The organism is Streptomyces sp. NPDC039430 (assembly GCF_055639435.1).
This window is the reverse complement of the sequence record NZ_JBVKAK010000019.1, coordinates 137,070-155,475: the sequence shown is the minus strand read 5'-3', so window position 1 is coordinate 155,475 and position 18,406 is coordinate 137,070. Positions and strand designations below refer to the sequence as shown.

At 73.7% G+C, this 18,406-nt stretch carries 14 protein-coding genes; 6 read left to right on the top strand and 8 right to left on the bottom strand.

Annotated features, from left to right (window positions below; all coding sequences use genetic code 11):
• From ACZ7LS_RS32400 to ACZ7LS_RS32390, 3 genes are all read right to left on the bottom strand, one after another.
• A partial coding sequence (locus ACZ7LS_RS32400; protein WP_385341657.1) for a type I polyketide synthase occupies positions 1 to 2,033 on the bottom strand: 2,033 nt, incomplete at its 3' end.
• 428 nt (positions 2,034 to 2,461) lie between these two features.
• Positions 2,462 to 3,199, bottom strand: a complete 738-nt coding sequence (locus tag ACZ7LS_RS32395; RefSeq protein WP_382528708.1) for a TetR/AcrR family transcriptional regulator — start codon at positions 3,197 to 3,199, stop codon at positions 2,462 to 2,464.
• Between the two features lie 5 nt (positions 3,200 to 3,204).
• Positions 3,205 to 4,785: an MFS transporter gene (locus ACZ7LS_RS32390; RefSeq protein WP_385137052.1), complete on the bottom strand. Its 1,581-nt coding sequence runs from the start codon at positions 4,783 to 4,785 to the stop codon at positions 3,205 to 3,207.
• A 344-nt stretch (positions 4,786 to 5,129) separates the two neighbouring features.
• Between ACZ7LS_RS32390 and ACZ7LS_RS32385 the strand changes: the two genes are divergently transcribed.
• Positions 5,130 to 7,652: an acyltransferase domain-containing protein gene (locus ACZ7LS_RS32385; protein ID WP_385137054.1), complete on the top strand. Its 2,523-nt coding sequence runs from the start codon at positions 5,130 to 5,132 to the stop codon at positions 7,650 to 7,652.
• 154 nt (positions 7,653 to 7,806) lie between these two features.
• A complete protein-coding gene (locus ACZ7LS_RS32380; protein ID WP_382528716.1) occupies positions 7,807 to 7,986 on the top strand; it encodes a DUF5302 domain-containing protein in 180 nt (59 codons plus the stop codon).
• Between the two features lie 123 nt (positions 7,987 to 8,109).
• Here the strand turns inward: ACZ7LS_RS32380 and ACZ7LS_RS32375 are convergent, their stop codons facing one another.
• The 5 genes from ACZ7LS_RS32375 to ACZ7LS_RS32355 all read right to left on the bottom strand — a co-directional run bounded on the left by ACZ7LS_RS32375 (position 8,110) and on the right by ACZ7LS_RS32355 (position 14,957).
• On the bottom strand, positions 8,110 to 8,697 hold the full coding sequence (locus tag ACZ7LS_RS32375; RefSeq protein WP_382528719.1) for a dihydrofolate reductase family protein: 588 nt from the start codon (positions 8,695 to 8,697) through the stop codon (positions 8,110 to 8,112).
• 179 nt (positions 8,698 to 8,876) lie between these two features.
• Positions 8,877 to 11,498 (bottom strand): acyltransferase domain-containing protein, encoded by a 2,622-nt coding sequence (locus tag ACZ7LS_RS32370; RefSeq protein WP_385137056.1) that lies wholly within the window; start codon positions 11,496 to 11,498, stop codon positions 8,877 to 8,879.
• Between the two features lie 137 nt (positions 11,499 to 11,635).
• Positions 11,636 to 12,679 (bottom strand): polyprenyl synthetase family protein, encoded by a 1,044-nt coding sequence (locus ACZ7LS_RS32365; RefSeq protein ID WP_382528725.1) that lies wholly within the window; start codon positions 12,677 to 12,679, stop codon positions 11,636 to 11,638.
• Positions 12,676 to 13,737 (bottom strand): terpene synthase family protein, encoded by a 1,062-nt coding sequence (locus ACZ7LS_RS32360; RefSeq protein WP_385137058.1) that lies wholly within the window; start codon positions 13,735 to 13,737, stop codon positions 12,676 to 12,678. Before ACZ7LS_RS32360 ends, ACZ7LS_RS32365 begins: the two co-directional genes overlap by 4 nt.
• Positions 13,737 to 14,957: a cytochrome P450 gene (locus ACZ7LS_RS32355; RefSeq protein ID WP_382528731.1), complete on the bottom strand. Its 1,221-nt coding sequence runs from the start codon at positions 14,955 to 14,957 to the stop codon at positions 13,737 to 13,739. The genes ACZ7LS_RS32360 and ACZ7LS_RS32355 overlap by 1 nt, the downstream gene beginning before the upstream one ends.
• Between ACZ7LS_RS32355 and ACZ7LS_RS32350 the strand changes: the two genes are divergently transcribed.
• The 4 genes from ACZ7LS_RS32350 (at position 14,940) to ACZ7LS_RS32335 (ending at position 18,357) form a co-directional block, all read left to right on the top strand.
• The gene (locus tag ACZ7LS_RS32350) at positions 14,940 to 15,098 is read left to right on the top strand and encodes a hypothetical protein (protein WP_385137060.1); all 159 of its coding nucleotides are present in this window, start codon (positions 14,940 to 14,942) and stop codon (positions 15,096 to 15,098) included. The two genes, ACZ7LS_RS32355 and ACZ7LS_RS32350, sit on opposite strands and share 18 nt — an antisense overlap.
• Before the next feature lie 278 nt (positions 15,099 to 15,376).
• Positions 15,377 to 16,141 (top strand): thioesterase II family protein, encoded by a 765-nt coding sequence (locus tag ACZ7LS_RS32345; protein ID WP_382528737.1) that lies wholly within the window; start codon positions 15,377 to 15,379, stop codon positions 16,139 to 16,141.
• 185 nt (positions 16,142 to 16,326) lie between these two features.
• Entirely contained in the window at positions 16,327 to 17,148 is an 822-nt protein-coding gene (locus ACZ7LS_RS32340; protein WP_382528740.1) for an AfsR/SARP family transcriptional regulator, read from the top strand.
• Positions 17,149 to 17,595: 447 nt separating this feature from the next.
• A complete protein-coding gene (locus tag ACZ7LS_RS32335; RefSeq protein WP_385137062.1) occupies positions 17,596 to 18,357 on the top strand; it encodes a thioesterase II family protein in 762 nt (253 codons plus the stop codon).
• Positions 18,358 to 18,406 lie beyond the last annotated feature (49 nt).

Sequence of the window (18,406 nt, the reverse complement as noted above, 5' to 3'; positions counted from 1 at the left end):
GTGAGGGTGAGGGCTTTGCTGGTGACGGCGGCGGCGACTTCGCCCTGGGAGTGGCCGATGACGGCGGTGGGGTGGATGCCGAGGGCCTGCCAGGTGGCGGTGAGGGCGATACTCATGGCGAACAGGGCGGGCTGGACGACGTCGACGCGGTCCAGGGGCGGGTTGTCGGGATGCCCGGGTTCGGTCAGGACCTGCCGTACCGACCAGCCGGTGAAGGGGTGGAGGGCTGCGTCGCAGGCGTCGATGGCTTCGGCGAAGGCGGGGTGGGTGGTGTAGAGGGCGGTGCCCATGCCGTGCCACTGGCTGCCCTGGCCGGGGTAGACGAAGACGGTTTTGCCCTGCGGCCGGACCGTGCCTTCGACCAGAGCGGGATGCGTACCCCCCTCCGCCAGCGCGCGCAGCGCTTCGACGGTCTCCTCCACCGATTCGGCGAGCACTCCGGCGCGGACGTCGAAGTGGGTGCGGTGCAGTGCGGAGGTGGCCGCGACGGCTGCCAGATCGGGGTTGTCCTGGGCCTGCAGCCAGTCCGCCCACCGCCCGGCCTGCTCCCGCAACGCACTCTCTGAACGGCCGGACAGGACGACCGGGAGGCGCAGGCGCTGCCCGCCGGCCGGTTCCGGCGCGGTCTCGGCAGCGGTCTCGGCGACAGGCTCGGCGGCCTCCTCCACGATGAGGTGGGCGTTGGTGCCGCTGATACCGAAGGAGGAGATGCCCGCGCGGCGCACCCGCTCCCCGCGCCGCCACGGGCGGGCGTCCTGGAGAAGCTCAAGGCCGCTGTCGTCCCAGGCGATATGACTGCTCGGGCTGTCGGCGTGCAGCGTCTTGGGGAGGGTCTCGTGCTGGAGTGCGAGGACCATCTTGATGACGCCGGCGACACCGGCCGCGGCCTGCGCGTGCCCGATGTTCGACTTCGAGGAGCCCAGATACAACGGCCGTGCGCTTTCGCGGCCGGGGCCGAAGACCTCCGCCAGCGCGCCCGCCTCGATCGGGTCGCCCAGCGTCGTGCCGGTGCCGTGCGCCTCGATGGCGTCGATGTCGGCGGGCGTGAGACGCGCGGCGGCCAGCGCGTCACGGATGACGCGCTGCTGGGAGGGCCCGTTGGGGACGGTGAGGCCCTGGCTGCGGCCGTCCTGGTTGACGGCGGAGCCCTTGATGACGGCGAGGACCTTGTCCCCGTCGCGCTGGGCCGCCGACAGACGCTTCAGGACGAGGATGCCCACACCCTCGGACCAGCCCGCGCCGTCCGCGTCGTCGGAGAAACTCTTGCAACGCCCGTCCGCCGCCATGCCCTTGAACTGGCTGGACTCCACGAACAGCACGGGCGTGGACATGACGGTGACGCCGCCCGCCAGGGCCATCTCGCACTCCCCGGCGCGCAGCGCGGCCACGGCGGAATGCAGGGCGACGAGAGAGGAGGAGCAGGCGGTGTCGATGGTGACGGCGGGGCCCTGCAGGCCCAGCACATAGGAGACGCGGCCGGAGATGACACTGCTGGAGACACCGGTGCCCTGGTAGCCGTCCAGGTAGGTGAAGCCCGTCTGGTCGTCCGCGTAGTCGGAGCGCATGGCGCCGAGGTAGACACCCGTCCGGCTCTCGGCCAGCACCTCGGGAAGGATCCCGGCCCGCTCCAGCGCCTCCCACGAGGTCTCCAGGACCAGACGCTGCTGCGGGTCCATCGACTGCGCCTCGCGCGGCGGAATCCCGAAGAACTCGGAGTCGAAGGCCTCGATCCCGTCGACGAACCCGCCTTCGTGCGCGTAGCTCTTGCCGGGGGTCTGCGGGGCCGGGTCGTAGAGGTCCAGGTCGTCCCAGCGGGCGGGGAACTCGCCGATGGCGTCCCTGCCCTCGTGCAGGAGCCGCCAGTACTCCTCGGGGCTGGAGACACTGCCGGGGAAGCGACAGGCCATCGACACGATCGCGATCGGCTCGGTCTGCTGCCCCTCAAGTTCCGCGTTGCGCCGCTGGAGTTGCAGCACGGCTGCCATCGCGCGGCGCAAGCGGTCTTCGTTACCGGGCCTGTTCACATCCGTCATCCGACTCGACTCCGTCACTTTCTCCGTGAATGCGACAGAGCCGCATCGCAGGGCGCGACGCGGCTCCGGGGCCAACTCTCTTTTGTCCGGCTCTCTCTGTGTCCGGTGAAGGAAAGAGAATTCAAGATCCTGGGGGATGCGGCTGCTCACCCGCGGAAGTGACCTTGAATTAACGGGGGTTGCCTGAATCCTGGCACACCACGCCCGTTCGAAAAGTGTGACAGACGCCCAGCGGCACCGTCAACGTCGAAGATCTCCGGCTCCCACGGTGTGACCTGGGTTTTTTCGGGTCTGCGCAGGGGCTGAGCAGGGATTTTCGGGCTGCTTGAGGAATAGTGCAGAAATGGTTGGAGCACGGCGACCCGCCGTGTGCTCCAACCATTCTCCAGCTTCTCTGTAGTTGTTTTCGCCGTGTCCGGGTCAGGTGTTCACCGCTGGCCGCCGGTCTTCGCGCGCATGCCGCTCACCAGGCAGCTGAGGCCGAAGGAGAAATGGTCGTCCCAGTCCCGGGACTCGCCGGCTTCGAGATTCGCCCGCATGCGCGGATACTTGTCGCCGAGGGCCTCCAGCATCGGCGGCAGCCACAGCGACTTGACGTCGTCGGGCGCCAGCTCCTCCTCGTGCATCCGCGTCAGCCACTTCACCTCGTCGGCGGCGAAACCGAGGGCGTAGTTCACCAGTGTGCCCACCGCGCGGTAGGCCTGCGGCGGCTTGAAACCGCCCTGCTCGACCAGGGCGATGAGGGCCTCGTACATGGCGAGGGCGTTGGGTCCCACCATGGCGTAGGCGCCGGCGAGCTGGCTCGCCCAGATGTGCTCGCGCATGACGCGGCGCAGGTCGTGGACGATGTGCTCGACCTGACGGCCCCAGTCGCCGTCGGGCGCGGGTGTGAGGTCGATCTGTCCGAACGCCTCGTCGAGGGCGAATTCGAGCAGGGCGTCCTTGGTCGGCACGTGCCAGTAGAGCGACATGGCCGCGACCCCGAGGTCGGTGGCCAGGCGGCGCATCGACAGCGCGCCGAGACCCTCGGAGTCGAGGATCTGCATGGCCGCGGACACGATCTGGTCGCGGCTCAGGGCCGGTTGGTTGCTGGTCGGCTGCCGACGGCGGACCGGCCCGGACAGCCAGATGCTGTCCAGGCGCGGCTTTCCGCTGGTGTGCGTCATGGCCGTCACGATACGCCCGCGGTGTCCTGCGCTTTCTCCGGACCGACGGCCTCCTGCCCGGCGGGTGCCCGCGTGCCGCCCCTGCGCAGGACCACCCAGGCGACGATGCCGGCGAGTACGGCCGTGGCGGCGGCGAAGCGCAGGCTGAGCGAGACGCCGGAGACGAACGCCTCCTTCACCTCGGCGATGACGCGGGCGGCGTCGGAGTCCTGTGCCGCGGCCCCCAGCGCCTGGCCGACCGAGTGCTCGGAGCCCTCGGGCAGGGTGGCGGGCAGCTGCGAGGCGAACTGCGCGGCCGCCAGGCTGCCGAGGACCGCCACACCGAGGGCGCTGCCGAACTCCTGCATGGTGGAGTTGAGTCCGGACGCCATGCCCGCGCGCTCCGGCGGAATGGCGCTCATGAGGGTGTTCGACGACGCGGGCAGGGCGATACCGACGCCGCCGCCCATCAGCGCGAGGCCGACGAGGGTGAGCCCGTACCCGGTGTCGGTGCCGACGAAGCTCAGCACCACCAGGCCCACGCCCATCACGCCCAGACCGCACGCCAGGGTGCCCGGCGCGCCGACCCGTGCGCTCATCTTGGGGCTGAACGGGGTCATCGCCAGCAGCGCCAGCGCCATCGGGATGACGCCGAAACCGGCCTGGAGGGGGCTGTAGCCGAGGGCGAACTGCAGGTACTGGGTGAACAGGAACAGCGAGCCGGCCATGGCGATGGACGTCAGCGCGGCGCTTCCGACGGCGCCGCTGAACAGCGGGTTGCGGAACAGGGTGATGTCCAGCATGGGGTCCTTGGCGCGGCGTTCCCAGACCACGAAGGAGATCATCGAGAGCACGCCGACGGCGACCGGGACCAGCACGCTCGGGGAGTCCCAGCCGTGCTCGGGCACGGAGATGGCCGCGTACACGAGGCCGACGCCCATGAGAGCGGACAGCAGGACGCCGGGGATGTCGGGCCTGCGGACCTGGGGATCACGGGACTCGGGCACCAGGGCGGCCATGGCCACCAGGGCGACGATGCCGATGGGGACGTTGATCAGCAGGACCGAGCCCCACCAGAAGTGGTCGAGCAGGAAGCCGCCGACCACCGGGCCGAGCGCGATGCTGCCGGAGGCGACACCGGTCCAGACCGCGATCGCCTTGGGGCGCTCCTTCTCGTCGAAGACCTGGAGCAGCACGGCCAGGGTGCTGGGCATCAGGAAGGCCGCGCCCAGGCCCATGCCGATGCGGCTGGCGATGAGCTGGGCCGGGCTGTCCGAGAAGGCGGCCACGGCGGAGCCGATGGTGAACAGCACCAGGCCGAGCAGCAGGGCGCGCTTGCGGCCGTAGCGGTCGGAGAGTGATCCGGTGGACATCAGGAGGCCGGCCAGCACCAGGGTGTAGCCGTTCATCATCCACTGGAGCGACGACGTGCTGGCGCCGAGCGACTCCGTGATGGACGGGATCGCCACCGTCAGCACGGTGTTGTCGAGCAGGACCAGCATCAGGGCGAGACAGAGGGCGGTGAGGATCCACCAGCGGTGCGGGTGCGCCTGGGGGCCTGCCGCCGTCCTCGCCTCGGCTTCTTCGTGCGATGAGTTCTGTGTCAAGACGGGCTCTCCCTTGCGAAGTCGCAGCCTTACGGCGTACGTGCAACTTACTGTGTACGAGGACCCTTACACGGTAAGGGAGCGGTGTGCGGCGGGCGTTGGTTTTCGGACACACGCTCAGCGGCGCTCGCGGCGGGACGCCCGAGCCGCCCGGACGGGAGCCGCAGGGGGTCAGGGCAGTGCCACCCACCCTGGCGCACCCGGCGGACGCCGTCGACCGGGCTGGACGCGTCCTCGATCGGTTCTCCAGCGAGGCTCGTGACAGTGGGCCGCCCCGGGGGTGCGAGGCCGCTCGCCGCGCGCCCGTACCGGGCCCCTGCCGGACCAGCGCCAAGGAGGAGCAGATGGGCTGTGCCACGCCGAGCGACGACGGGGGAGCCGCGGAGGCGGCCGCCCCGGACGCGGTCCCCCCGGTGGCGCCGGTCGCGGTGGTCGGCGCCGGGCGCGGCGGCCTTGGCGGGCCGCCGCCCGAAGGGGCCGGGGGACGCCCGTTGTTCGCCGCCGCCTGGGCCGCGATCGAGGACGCGCGGATCGTTCCCGCCGAGCTGGCGGTCCGCAGGACCGGGGTGTTCCTTGAGGCCGGGCACTTCCCGGCGGACACCGCCGCGCACCGCGAACTGGCCCGGTTCCTGGGGCTGCGCGGCCCCGCGGTCGTGGTGCCCGGCGGCTCGGGGAGCGGCGCGGCGCCGCTCGCCGTGCGCAGTCTGCGGGCCGGCCGCGGCGACCTGGCCCTGCTCGGCTGCGCCGTCCCGGGCGAGGGGGCCGGGGTGCTCGTGCTGTGCCGGCTGGCCGACGCGCTCGCCGAAGGGCGCCGTGTCCACGCCGTGCTGGGCGAGGAGCGCGGGGCGCCGCGGGCGGACGGCGCGGGCGCGGGGGACGTCGCCGCGCTGCTGCGGGCCGTGACGGCACCGCACCGCGTCGAATCCGCGCGCAGGTTGGCCGGATCTCGGCTCGTCCTCGCCCCGTCACCCGTGCGCAGGCGCCGCCTGGTCGCGCTCGCGGGCGCCGACGAGGAGCAACTGGCCCGCGCCGTCAGGGCGGTGGCCGGGCGGATCGAGCGGCAGGGCGAGGATCTGCCGGCGGTGGTGGCGGCGGGGGAGGGGCCGCACCGCCTGTTCGCCGCCGCCTCCCGCGCCGACCGGCTGCCCGCGCTGCTGCGGGAACGGCTCGCGCGCGGCGAGGGCGCCGTACGCCGTGTGCCGCCCGCCCTCCTGCTCCGCTTCCCCGACGCGGGGGAGGCGGGCACGGACCCGCTGGGCGGCCGCGGCCTGCTGGCCGATCCGGTATTCCGGGCCGCCCTGGACGAATGCGACCGTGTCGTACGCCGGGTCACCGGCTCGTCGGTCACCCGCGAACTCGCCGCCGGCGCCGGGCATCCCGTGCTGTGCCGGGCGGGGGCGCCGCTGCTGGCCCCCTTCGCGGTGCGGGTCGCGCTCGCCAGGACCCTGGAGTCCTGGGGGCTGCGGCCCCGTGCGACGCGCGGCCGCGGCGTGGGCGAGGTGGCGGCCGCGGTGGTGGCCGGTGCGCTGCCGCTGAGCGAGGGGGCGCGGCTGCTGGCGGAGCCGACCGGGCGCCGCCCGGCGCGGGACGCGGTCGCCGGCGCCCTCGCGCACGCGGCCGGCACCGGACCCGGACCGGTCGCGTTCTGGCCCGCCGGCCAGGACGCCCCGGCCGGACTCGGCGCCCCGCGTGCCGTCCGCCAGGTGCGGCTGGCCCCGTGCCCGCTCGCGGCGCTGGAGGACCTGGCGGGCCGGCTGTGGTGCGACGGGTTCGACATCGACTGGACGGTGGTGGCGGGCCGCCCCCGGCGCGCCGTGCCCCGCGTCCCGGTCCTCGTCACGGTGTCCGGGCGCACCGAGCGGGCACGGGCGCGCAACGCGGCCCGGCTCGCCGGGCACTTGACGGGCGTGGACGGGGCGGCCCTGCTCGACGCCGCCTACACCGCCGCGCACCACCGGCCCCACCTGGAGCACCGCGCCACAGTGGTGGCGGACAGCGCCGGCGAGGCCGTCGACGCGCTGTCGGCCCTCGCCCGCGACGCCCCCCACCCCGCCGTGGTCAGCGGGGCCCCGGACGGCTCCGCGCTCGCCGTGCTGTTCGCCGGGGCGGGGGCGCGCTGGCGCGGCGCCGTGCGGGAGCTGTACCGGGACCACCCGGCGTTCCGGGCCGCTTTCGACGAGGCCCGCACCGCTCTGGACGCGCATCTGCCGCTGCCGCTCGCGGCCGTGGTGTTCGCCCCGGAGGGCGGGGTGGACGCCCGCCTGGCCGAGGAGCCGGAGTTCGCCGCGGCGCTCTCCTTCGCCTGCGAACGGTCCCTGTTCCGCTTCTGGGAGGCGTGGGGAGTGCGGCCCGGCGCCGTGGCGGGGCACGCGGTGGGCGGGCTGACGGCGGCTCACGCGGCCGGGGTGCTGGGCCTGGACGACGCGGCGCGGCTGGTGGTCGCCGGGGCCCGGCTGACGGCCCGGGCCGGGGCCTCGCCGCGGGACTTCCTGGACGCGGCCCGGGACTGCGCGTTCGCGGCACCGGCACGCACCCTGATCTGCCCGGCGACCGGCGCACGGGTCGGCCCCGGCACACGGCCCGGCACAGGCGTGCGCTCGCCCGGCTACTGGCTCCGCCACACACTCGGCCCCGCCGCCCCGGCGGACCTCGCGGCAGCGCTGAGAGCCGCCGGATACCACCGGTCGCTGGAGTGCGGCCCGGTGGGACAGTCCAGGGCGCTGCTGTCCGCACTGGGCGAACTCCACGTCGCGGGAGAGGAGATCGCCTGGCCCGAGGTGTTCGGCGGCACCGGCGCGCTCGCGGCCGACCTGCCCCCCTACACCGTTCCCGCGCCCCATCCGCTCCAGCTCACCGGAAGCGGATGAAGGGCGCGGCTGCAGCCGAAGTCGACCGCCCCTCAAGCGGAAGCCGGTGTGATCGGTAGGCCGGTCGGAGCCTGGACCGGCACCCGGGTGGACGTCCTGGTGCGCGGGGTCTCGTGCCACCGCGGGTCTGTCGCCGATTGCTCAGGAGGCATGCATGTCCGATACGCCGGAGCGGAATGCCGCAGAGGACGCCAAGCGCCGTTTCAAGGAGGCGCTCGAACGCAACAGCCGGGCGTCGAGGGCACAGGAAGCCCACGAGAACGGCCGTGTGAAGGTGAAGAACATGAGCGGCCCGGCCGGCCAGAAGCGGTTCTTCCGCCGCAAGACCGGCTGAAGGGCCCTGCCCGCCTCGTTCCCCCCACGAGGCCGCCCCGGTCCGGTCGGGATCCGACCGGACCGGGGCGTTTGCGCGTCTTCTTCCGCCCCCGCCCCGCCCCCGTCCCCCCGCCCTGCCCGGTCAGCGCTGTGCCGTGAGCCAGGTGATGGTGACGTTGTTGGGGAACGACTTGCGGTCGGTGACGGTCAGCCGGGTCGGGTTGAAGTCGCCGTGGAATATCGGCGTCCCGGTTCCCGCGATGACCGGATAGGTCTTGAGGATCAGCTCGTCGAGCTCGGGCAGGAGCATGCCCGCCAGCCTGCCGCCGCCGCAGAGCCAGATGTCCTTGCCCTCCTGGCGCTTGAGGTCCCGCATCCACGCGCACGGGTCGCCGCCGACGACGGTCACCGCGGGATCGGCGTCCTTGATCGTGCCGGACACCACGTACTGCCGCAGGTGCGCGTACGGGCTCGGGCTGCCCTCGTCGAGCGCCGGCCGGTACGTGCCGTGCCCCATCACCACGGTGTCGAACCGCCGGCCGGGGGTGCCGACGAGGCCGGCGTGCGGCCGTAGCCAGGTGGGGACGGTCTCGGGGTAGCAGGCGTTGACCCAGGCCGCGTAGGCGGCCGCCTGCGCCTGGTCGCCCACGGGGTAGAAATCGGACTCTCCGTGCGGACCGGCGATGTAGCCGTCGATGGAGGCACCGATGTAGTAGACGAGCTTGCGCATCCAGACCACTCCTGTTGAAGTACTTACCTCGTAGTGATCACAGGGTAGTGCGGCGGATGCGGTGGTCCAGCGGTACGTATGTCACCCGGACGGGTGAAGTCCGGCCGGGCCGGCCGTGCGTCCCGGCCGTGACCGCGGAGGAGCGGCGGCCCGGCCGGACAGGGCCGCCGACAGCGCGTTCACGCCGGCCCGGGGGCCGCGGCACGCGGACGCGGGAGCGCCGCACCGGTTCCGCGCGCGGCGGGCGCGGCCGCCCCTGCCGCGGACCAGTCCACGTCGATGCCGTCGCACCACAGCCGCGCCACGAGGTCCTCAAGGCCCTGCCGCGCCGGTACGTCCCGGTGCCCCGTCGCCAGCGCGGCGGACCGGGTGTCGCCCCGCGCGGCGAGCGTCTGCCGGACGGAGAACAGCGCGACCGGGTGCGGGGAGATCTCGACGATCCGTACCGCCCGCTCCCCGGCGAGCCGGTGCACCGCTTCCTCCATGAGGGTCGGCTCGCACATGTTGCGCACCCAGTACGACGCGTCGAGCGCCGTGCCGTCGACGAACCCGTGGGTCACCGTCGACCAGTACGGCACGCGGGTGCGCCGTGTGTCCAGTGTGCCGAGACGGCGGACCAGCTCGGGGGCGATGTCCGCCAGCAGTGTGCTGTGGCCCGCGTAGTCGACGGGAGTGCGCAGCGTGGCGACGCCCCGGCCGGCCAGCTCCCGTTCGGCCGCGGCCATGTCGTCCACCGTCCCGGACAGACACACCTGGCCGGGGGCCAGGTGACTGGCGACGAACACCCGCCCGCCGCTGCGGGCGCTGAACCGTTCGGCCTCCGCCAGCGGCAGGTCGCACACCGTCAGCGTGCCGTGCCCCGAGGCCCGTTCGGCGACGAGGGCGGACCAGGTGGCGATGAGCCGCGCGCCCTCCTCCAGGGACAGCGCCCCCGCGGCGACCGCCGCCGCGGCCTCCCCGATGCTCGCCCCGAGCACGATGTCGCTCTCCACGCCCCAGGCGCGCAGCGTGCGGGCCAGGGCGGTCTGCACGGAGAACAGGACGGGCTGCAGGACATCGGTGCGCACGAGGCTCTGCCCGTCGTCGGCGAGGAGCTCCTCGATCACCGACCAGCCCGTGACGGCCCGTACGGCACGGTCGCACTCGGCCAGCGTGGCGCGGAAGGCGGGTTCGGCGAGCAGCGCGCGGCCCGTGCCGATCCACTGCGGCCCCCCGCCCGAGAACAGGAAGGCCAGCGCGGGACGCCCCCCGGCCGGGGGCGGCGTCCGGTCCTCCAGGCCCGCGAGCAGTCCGTCCCGTACCTCACCCGGCCCCTCCCCGGCGGCGGCCACCCGGTGGGCTCCCGTGCCGGGCACGGCGAGCGCCGCGTCCGGCGCTTCCCCGGCGTCCCACCGCGCGAGGTGCTCCCGCACGGAGCGCCGCAGCGCGGCGTCGCCGGTGGCGGCGACGGGCACGACGAGCCGGCGCCGGGGCGCGGCCGCCTCCAGCGCGACATGGCTGAGGGTTCCGCCGTGGCCGCGAACGCCCACGTACCGGCGCCCGCCCGGCCAGCGGCCCCCGGGCACGGCGGACGCGCCGGCCGCCCCGGCACCGGCGGGGGGAGGGGAGAGCGCCGGGCTCCGGCCCGGTACGGGCCCGCCGAGGCACAGGCCGACGATGGCCCGCAGCAGCCCGATGACGCCGGGCGCCCGCTCCGCCGCGTCCGGCCGGCCGGTGTCGGGCACGTCGAGGCAGGCGACCCCGGGGGGCGCGACACCGGCGGTGCGCCATGCGGCGCGCGCCGGATCCGGCCGCCCCCGCAGGGGAGCGGTGCGGCCGTCGACGGCACTTCCGTGGATCACGGCGTGGATACGGTCGCCCGCGGCGAGCGCGTCGGAGATGCGGCGCAGCACGAGCACCCCGCCGGCCGCCCGTCCGTGACCGCCCGTCACCGGGCCGTCCGGGGGCAGGCCGGCCGCGCCACCGGCCAGCGCGATGCCGCACGAACCGTCGCGCAGGCTCCGTACGGCCAGATCGACGGCGACGAGCGAGGAGCCGCACCCCGCCGCCACGGACAGCGCCGGACGGGGAATCCCGAGCGCGTCCGCGAGCCGCACGGCCCGCACGGAACCATCCGGTGACTGCGGTGACTGCGGTGACTGCGGTACGTCCGGCGCACCGGGCGTACCGCTGTGCGGCCCGGCCCCTCCCGCGGCGCCCGCGCCCGGCACGGGTGAAGCCGTGGCCGGCCCGGCACCGACGAAGACCCCGACGCGCGCGTCCGCCAGATCAACGACGGCGACACGCGCGTGCGCCAGGGCGTTTCGCGCCGAGTCCGCGACGAGCCCGCCCGGCGTGCCGGCGCCTTCCCAGAACGGTCCGCCGGCCTCGCCGGCCCGGCCCCGCAGCCCTTCCCCCAGCACCTCGAAGACATCGGCGCCACCGGGAAGCCGGCAGCCCATGCCGATGACGGCGACCGGCTCCGCGACCCCGCGCGACCCGGCATCCCCCGCCCCGGCGGAGCCCTGATCCGTGAACGCGGAGGAGTCCCCGTCCGTCAGGAAGGCGGAGAGCGCCGCGACCGAGGGATGCTGACACCCCACCCGGGCCGGAACGGCCCGCTCCAGCCGCCGGGACAGCTCCGCCGCCAGATCCATGACCTGCGTGGAGTCCATCCCCAGCTCCCGCAACGGCCGCCGCACGTCCACCGACTCCGGCGCCACACCCAGCACACCGGCGGCCAACTCCCTTACGACGCCGGCGACTTCCCCGGCGGCCACGGCCCCGCAGCGCTCCGCGCCGTTCACCGCGATACGACTCATGTGCCCCTCCCCGCCCTCTCCCGCGCTCTTCTTGTGAGCGTGCCGCGGCACACTCCGCACGACACGCCCGTATGACATGCCTGTATGACGTGCCCGTACAACGGCCCGGCGCGCCCCGGCCGCCGGGCCCGCGCACGTCAGCGATCGCGGCGCGTGACGAGCCCGGCCAGCGCGAGCAGCCCGCGCGCCGCCTCCGCGCCCAGTCCGGCGCGCGACAGCTGCTCCACCGCGTGCTCCCAGCGACGTGCCGCTTCCCTCTCGGCCCAGTCCCGGCCCCCGGCCTCCTCGACCAGCAGGGCCGCCCGCGCCACCTGGTCCTCGTCCAGCGGCCCGGCACCGCCGTACAGATCCGCCAGGCGCCGCCCCGCCTCGCTCCCGCTGTTCAGCGCGGCCACCACCGGCAGGGACTTCTTGCGCCGCCGCAGGTCCCCGCCCGTCACCTTGCCGGTGCTCCGGCTGTCCCCCCAGATCCCCAACAGGTCGTCGACGAGCTGGAACACGAGCCCCAGATGGTGCCCGAACCCGCGCACCCCGGCGACCTGGTGCGGCGCCGCCCCCGCCGACAGGGCGCCCAGCGCGCAGGCCCCGGCGAGCAGTGACGCCGTCTTGCCGGCCGCCATGGCCAGGCACTCGTCCAGGCCCACCCGCCCGCGCCGCTCGAACGCCAGGTCATGGCCCTGGCCCGTGACCAGCTCCAGCAGCGCCCGGCACAGCTCCCGCGTCGCGGCGGAGTTCACGGCCGGCGGCGCCGGCGCGGAGGCCAGCGTGTCGAGCGCGAGCGCCAGCAGCGCGTCCCCGGCGAGCACGGCCTGCGCCTCGCCGAACACACTCCAGGCGGTACGGCGGCCGCGGCGCATGCGGTCACCGTCCATCACGTCGTCGTGCAGCAACGAGAAGTTGTGCACCAGCTCCACCGCCGCGGCGCTGCTCAGCGCCTGGTCGGCGGGCCCGCCCACGGCCTGCGCTGCGGCCAGTACCAGCGCACCGCGCACGCCCTTGCCCCAGCCGTCGTCCGCGGGCCGGCCGTTCTCGTCGCACCAGCCGAAGTGGAAGAGGGCGACCGTCCGCACGGGCTCGGCCAGCCCGTCCACGGCGAGCCGGACCCGCGGCCCGGTGAGCAGCCGGTACCGGCGCAGCAGATCCCACGCCTCCGTCGTGCCGGGAGCCAGTGCCAGGGTCATCGCGCCACTCCCATCAGGCACGGCTCCACGTACTCGACGGGACGGTCCGCGCCCCCGGCCGCCGGGTCCTGGTAGCGCTTGGTCCGCCGCGACCAGTCGAGGTTGCCGCGGATCCAGGTCCGCATGCCCGCCGTATAGGGCACCAGTGACGCCGCGTCACCGGGGCGGGCGCCCAGCAGCTCCTTCTCGGCGGCCAGGAAGCGCTCGGTCCGCGCCGAGATCGCGGCGCACACCTCCGCCAGCGCCCCCTCCCGGTCCAGCCCCCGGTGGTACTGCACGAGATAGGCCAGATTGTGCACCTCGCCCAGCGCGCGTTCCTTGTCCAGCGAGTAGACGTCGTTGGTCCAGCACACCACATCGCAGGCCGCGTCCAGGGCGGCCGTGAACTCCGCGCTGTCGTAGAGGTCCCCGGGCACGTCGATGCCCTCGACGATCTCGATCAGGTCCATGCACACGTAGATGGCGCCGGTGTGCCGCCGCTGCTCGATATACGTCGCCTCGTCCGGGACGGTGCCCCGCACCCGGTTGCCGGCCTCCCACACCGTCGCCGCCGCCAGGCAGTCCCACAGGTGCCGCACGAACCTGCGCCGCCACCGCACGGACGCCTCCGGGGCGGTCCTGCACCACAGGTCGGCCAGCGACGACACCACCAGCGGCACGCCCCGGTCGTGCCGCAGGCCCGCACCGAAGTCCGCCGCCTCCAGCACGCCCCGCACACTGCCGACCAGGTGCCCCAGCCCCTCCCGGTCACGTCCCGCGCCGCCGTCGTCCAGCTGGTCGTCGACCAGGAACAGCCAGGCGAACCAGTCGGCCATCAGCTCCAGCCGCCGCCGGTCCGCGCCCGGATGGACGACCGACACGAACCAGCCGAAGTCCGCCCGGTCGAAACGCCTCGCCGCGGACTCCCGGCGCACCAGACCCGTACGGCGCACCCACTCCGCGAGCTGCGCCCGCGCCTGGTCCGCGCGGGGATTGACCCGGTAGGGGAAGGGACAGAGGATTTCCGGCACGGGCAGCGGATCCGCACCGCCCGCCGTGCGCGCGCTCCGCGTGCCCATCAGCGGCGCTCCAGCCGGAGATGGACGCCGCCCTTGGGATGCAGCGTGATCAGGGCGTCGGGAAGCACCTCGGGCGCCCCCGGGGGCGACACCAGCCGGTAACGGCGGGCGATGGCCGCCATGGCCAGGCAGATCTCGGTCAGCGCGAAGTGCTTGCCCAGGCACACCCGGGGGCCGCTGCCGAACGGGACATAGGCGTGCCGGGGGCGCTTGGCGATCTCCTCGGCGCCGAACCGCTCCGGGTCGAAGCGCTCCGGGTCCTCCCAGAAGTCCGGATGACGGTGCAGCAGATAGCTGTTGACGAGCACCTGGGTGCCGGCCGGCACCCGGTAGCCGTCGATGACGTCGTCCTCACGGGCACGCCGCATCAACTGGTAGGCGGGGGAGTAGATGCGCAGCACCTCGTCGACGATCATCCGGGTGTACGTCAGCTCCGGCAGGTCCTCGAACGCCGGCACCGTACGCTCGCCGAGCACCCCGTCGACCTCCGCGTGCAGCTTCCGCTCCACCTCCGGGTGGCGCGCCAGCAGATAGAAGGCCCACGCGAGGGTGTTCGTGGTCGTCTCGTAGGCGCCGACACAGATGTTGAGGACCTCGTGGTGCAGCTGCTCCAGGTCCATGCCCTTGCCGTCGTTCTCGTCCACGGCGCCGAGGAACAGCGACAGCAGATCCGGCTCCTCGCCGGCCTCCACGCCCTGTGCGAGCCGCTCGCTGATGAACCCGGAGACGAACCCGTCCATGCGGTCGATCGCCCGGCGCAGCCGCACATGGCTGGGAGTGGGGAAGCCCAGCGGCGGGAACGGGAAGCTGAAGAAGTCCCCCAGAACCGTGTTGGCGAGCTGGAAGGCCCGCTCGAACGCCTGGGCCGCGTCCCCGACTTCGGCGTTGAACAGCGACTTGCTGACGATACGCAGGGCGAGCTGGCCGAACTCGTCGGTCACATCCAGCGCGGCGGCCGGATCGGAACGCTCCTCCCAGCGCCCCAGCATGCTCGTCGTCTCGTCCGTCATGTTGCGGGCGAAATTGCTCACGGTGCGCGGAGTGAAGTACGGCGCCATCATGCGCCGCTGGCGACGCCACAGTTCCATGTCGGGCGTGGCGATCAGACCGTCACGCAGCACCGGGCGGGCGATCTTGAAAACGGCCGCGTTCTTGTCGTACTGCTCGCTCTTGTCGACCAGGACATGGCGAATGTAATCCGGGTGATTGAGCATCACCATACGCATATTGAAAAGACGGAAACGGTAAATGTCACCGTGCTGTTCGAGGCCGCCCCGCAGGAAACCGAGCTGGTCGCGCCGGAAAGCACGGATGCTGCCGAGCCCTCTCCCGGAACCAAGGGCGGGTATTTCCCTGAGTGAGCCGGCCCCGCTGCCGCGGACCGATTCGCTGAGCACGGTGGACATGAGCGTTCCCCCTTCATAGGCCCTTGCGTCGCACCGCGATTCGAACTCCGCGGCGGACCGAAGTCAATTGATGTCGACGCGGCCCCTTCAATTCCTCAAGCGGGATTCGAGCCCGGGAGTTCAAGGTGTGCCCAGGAGCGGCCGGCGCCGGGCCGATACGGTGACGCGCCCTCCGGCACCGGGCACGCACGGCAGGGCCCGCGGATCCCCTCCACCAACAGCCAGGAGACATCATGACGGGACAGCCCGGCGCCAGCCGGTGGCTCAGGAGCTTCCAGCCGGCCCCCGAGGCGCCGGTGCGGCTGGTCTGCCTGCCGCACGCGGGCGGCTCCGCCAGCTTCTACCTCCCCGTGACCAGGGCCCTGTCACCGAGGGCCGAGGTGACGGCGGTGCAGTACCCCGGCCGGCAGGACCGGCGCAACGAAACACCCCTCGCCGACATCGGCCTGATCGCCGACCGGATCGCCGCGGAACTGCGCACCGTCACCGACCGGCCGTACGCCCTGTTCGGACACAGCATGGGAGCCATCGTCGGATTCGAGGTCGCCCGGCGGCTGGAGGCCGAGGGCAACGGACCCACCCGGCTCTTCGTGTCCGGCCGCCGCTCGCCCCTGCTCGACCGCGGCGACGAATGGCAGCCCGCCACCGACGACGAAGTCATCAGCGAGATCCGCTCCCTGGACGGCACCCACGGCGCCCTCCTCGACGACGCGGAGATGCGGGACATGATCCTGCCGGCACTGCGCGCGGACTACGCGGCGGTACGCGGCTACCGCTACCGGCCCGGAACACCGCTCGCCTGCCCCGTCACCGCGTTCACCGGCGACGCCGACCGCAAGGCCCCGGTGGAGGCCGTCGAGGCCTGGGCGGACCTCACCCTGGGCGGCTTCGGCCTCCACGTGCTGCCCGGCGGGCACTTCTTCCTCGTCGACCAGCAGGACGCGGTACTGCGCACCGTGGAGGAAGAACTGGCGCGCACCCCGGCCCCGCTCGCCTGACCGCGCACCCCGTGCCGCGCGGTACCGGGCAGGCCGGCCGGGGGCCCCTTTGTCCCCGTGCCGCGTGGAGGCCAGCTCAAAGCCTGGTCGAGGGAGTTCGGGGGCCTTCCCGTATTGGCGCTAGCGTGCTTGCACCGATGGCTGTGAGCTGTCGAGTGGTAGCTCGACCAGGTACGGAGGACACCATGGAGATCAGGGTTCTAGGTCCGTTGAGCGCCGAAGTCAACGGGGGATCCATTGTTCCTACAGCAAGCAAACCGCGGCAGATTCTGGCCCTGCTCGCCTTCTATCCGGGCCGCGTCGTGCCCGTGCCCACGCTCATGGAGGAGATATGGGGCACACACCTGCCGCAGAGCGCGATGACCACCTTGCAGACGTACATCCTCCAGGTGCGCAGGCGACTCGGCACGGCGATGGGGCCGGACGAACCGGGCTCGGCGAAGGAGGTGCTGGCCACCCGCCACGGCGGCTACATGCTCCAGATACCGCCCGAGTCGGTGGACGTGCACCGCTATGAACAGCTCGTCGCCAGGGGACACAACGCCTCCGAGGCGGGCGACGACGAGACGGCGGCGAGCGCGCTGCGCAATGCCCTGGCGATGTGGAACGGCCCGGCGCTCGTGGACGTACGGGTCGGCCCGGTCCTGGAGATCGAGGTGCTGCGCCTTGAGGAGAGCCGCCTGGGCACCGTCGAACGGCGCATCGACGTCGATCTGCGGCTCGGCCGGCACACCGAACTCATCGCCGAGCTGACCGACCTGGTGGCCCGTCACCCCCAGCACGAGGGACTGCACTCGCAGGCGATGGTGGCGCTGTACCGCTCCGGCCGGCAGGCCACGGCCCTGGACGTCTACCGCAGGCTGCGCGCCCGGCTCATCGAGGAGCTGGGGGTCGAGCCGTCACCGCAACTGCAGCGCCTGCACCAGGCGATGCTCGCCGTCGATCCGGCCCTGGACATGCTGTGCGGGCCGCGGCGCAGCTCCACGTTCGACATGTACGCCGTCTAGGGCGTGTTGCGAAAGTCCCGCCTGGCCCGCGACGCCCAGCACGCACGCTCGCGGCGTTGTCGGGATCACCCCAGTACGTCCAGTACTGGGGCGGCCCTCCGCCTTGCGATCGCCGCTCGGCATCCAAAGGAGGAGTCAGGCGCCGAGACGGAGAGAGCGCGGCGAGCGCAGTGCACCGGACGCCGCGGGCCCCGCCCTTCGGGCGGACGGCGCTCCTTTCGCAACACGCCCTGGGCCCGGTCCGGGAAGCCCCTCGTACCCCTCCGCGGGCAGCGGGCATCACCCCCGCCCCCCTTTTTCTTCCGAAGGTGTGGGGCGCGTATACGGCGCCGGGCCGGCCCGCCCGAACCGCTCGCGGCCCGGCCCGGCCCGGCCCGTTCTTGAGCCGGTCTCAAGAGGACTCGGCCATCCTCGGCAGCGCCGGACGCGACGAGGGGAAACGGGCACATGGCCGAGCAGCCTGTACGGCTCCACTGCTTCGCGCACGCCGGGGCGGGGATCTCCTCCTTCCACGGATGGCCCCGCGACCTCGGCGCCGACGTGCGGGCCGAGCCCCATCTGCTGCCCGGACGCGAGTCCCGCCGCAACGAGCCGCGCGTCACCGGGAAGGACGCCCTGCTCGCGGACCTGCTCGACCGGTTCGTCCCGGGGGCGCCGGACTTCTCGGCCCCGTACGTGCTGTACGGGCACAGCCTCGGCGCCGTCGTCGCCTACACCCTGACCCGGGCCCTGCACGAGGCCGGGCTTCCGCTGCCCGCACTGCTCGCCGTCGGGGCCGGCCCGCCGCCCGACGCCCCGTCCGACCTGTCGGACGCCTGCCGGGCGGACGACACGGAGCTGCTGCGGCTGCTCGGCGACGCGGGGGCCGTGCCGGAATACGCGCGGCCCGGCGGGTTCTGGCACCGCGCCGTGCTGCCCGTGCTGCGCGACGATCTGATCCTGGCGCAGGCGCTGCGCGCCGCGGCCCGTGAACCGCTCGCCGACGGACGGCCGCTGCCGGTGCCGCTGCTCGCCGTCGCCGGGGCCGGCGACCCGCTCGCCCCGCCCGGGACCATGGCGGGCTGGAGCCGGTGGAGCCGCCACCCCGTGGTGACCCGTACCGTGCCGGGCGACCACTTCTTCGTCCACGGCCGGGCCCTGCCGCGCCTGCTGGGACGCGCCTGCCGCGTGGTGCGCCGCACCGCGACGACCGTGACGCCGGCCCCATGACACCCGCCACCACGGCGCCCTCTCCGTGAGGCCGGCCCCGTGACGCCCG

What these genes read in the sequence shown, in the direction of transcription:
- ACZ7LS_RS32395 (WP_382528708.1), bottom strand. Translation starts at nt 3,199, where the DNA reads ATGACGCACACCAGCGGAAAGCCGCGCCTGGACAGCATCTGGCTGTCC.
- ACZ7LS_RS32385 (WP_385137054.1), top strand. Translation starts at nt 5,130, where the DNA reads ATGGGCTGTGCCACGCCGAGCGACGACGGGGGAGCCGCGGAGGCGGCC.
- ACZ7LS_RS32380 (WP_382528716.1), top strand. Translation starts at nt 7,807, where the DNA reads ATGTCCGATACGCCGGAGCGGAATGCCGCAGAGGACGCCAAGCGCCGT.
- ACZ7LS_RS32375 (WP_382528719.1), bottom strand. Translation starts at nt 8,697, where the DNA reads ATGCGCAAGCTCGTCTACTACATCGGTGCCTCCATCGACGGCTACATC.
- ACZ7LS_RS32370 (WP_385137056.1), bottom strand. Translation starts at nt 11,498, where the DNA reads ATGAGTCGTATCGCGGTGAACGGCGCGGAGCGCTGCGGGGCCGTGGCC.
- ACZ7LS_RS32365 (WP_382528725.1), bottom strand. Translation starts at nt 12,679, where the DNA reads ATGACCCTGGCACTGGCTCCCGGCACGACGGAGGCGTGGGATCTGCTG.
- ACZ7LS_RS32360 (WP_385137058.1), bottom strand. Translation starts at nt 13,737, where the DNA reads ATGGGCACGCGGAGCGCGCGCACGGCGGGCGGTGCGGATCCGCTGCCC.
- ACZ7LS_RS32355 (WP_382528731.1), bottom strand. Translation starts at nt 14,957, where the DNA reads ATGGTGATGCTCAATCACCCGGATTACATTCGCCATGTCCTGGTCGAC.
- ACZ7LS_RS32345 (WP_382528737.1), top strand. Translation starts at nt 15,377, where the DNA reads ATGACGGGACAGCCCGGCGCCAGCCGGTGGCTCAGGAGCTTCCAGCCG.
- ACZ7LS_RS32340 (WP_382528740.1), top strand. Translation starts at nt 16,327, where the DNA reads ATGGAGATCAGGGTTCTAGGTCCGTTGAGCGCCGAAGTCAACGGGGGA.
- ACZ7LS_RS32335 (WP_385137062.1), top strand. Translation starts at nt 17,596, where the DNA reads ATGGCCGAGCAGCCTGTACGGCTCCACTGCTTCGCGCACGCCGGGGCG.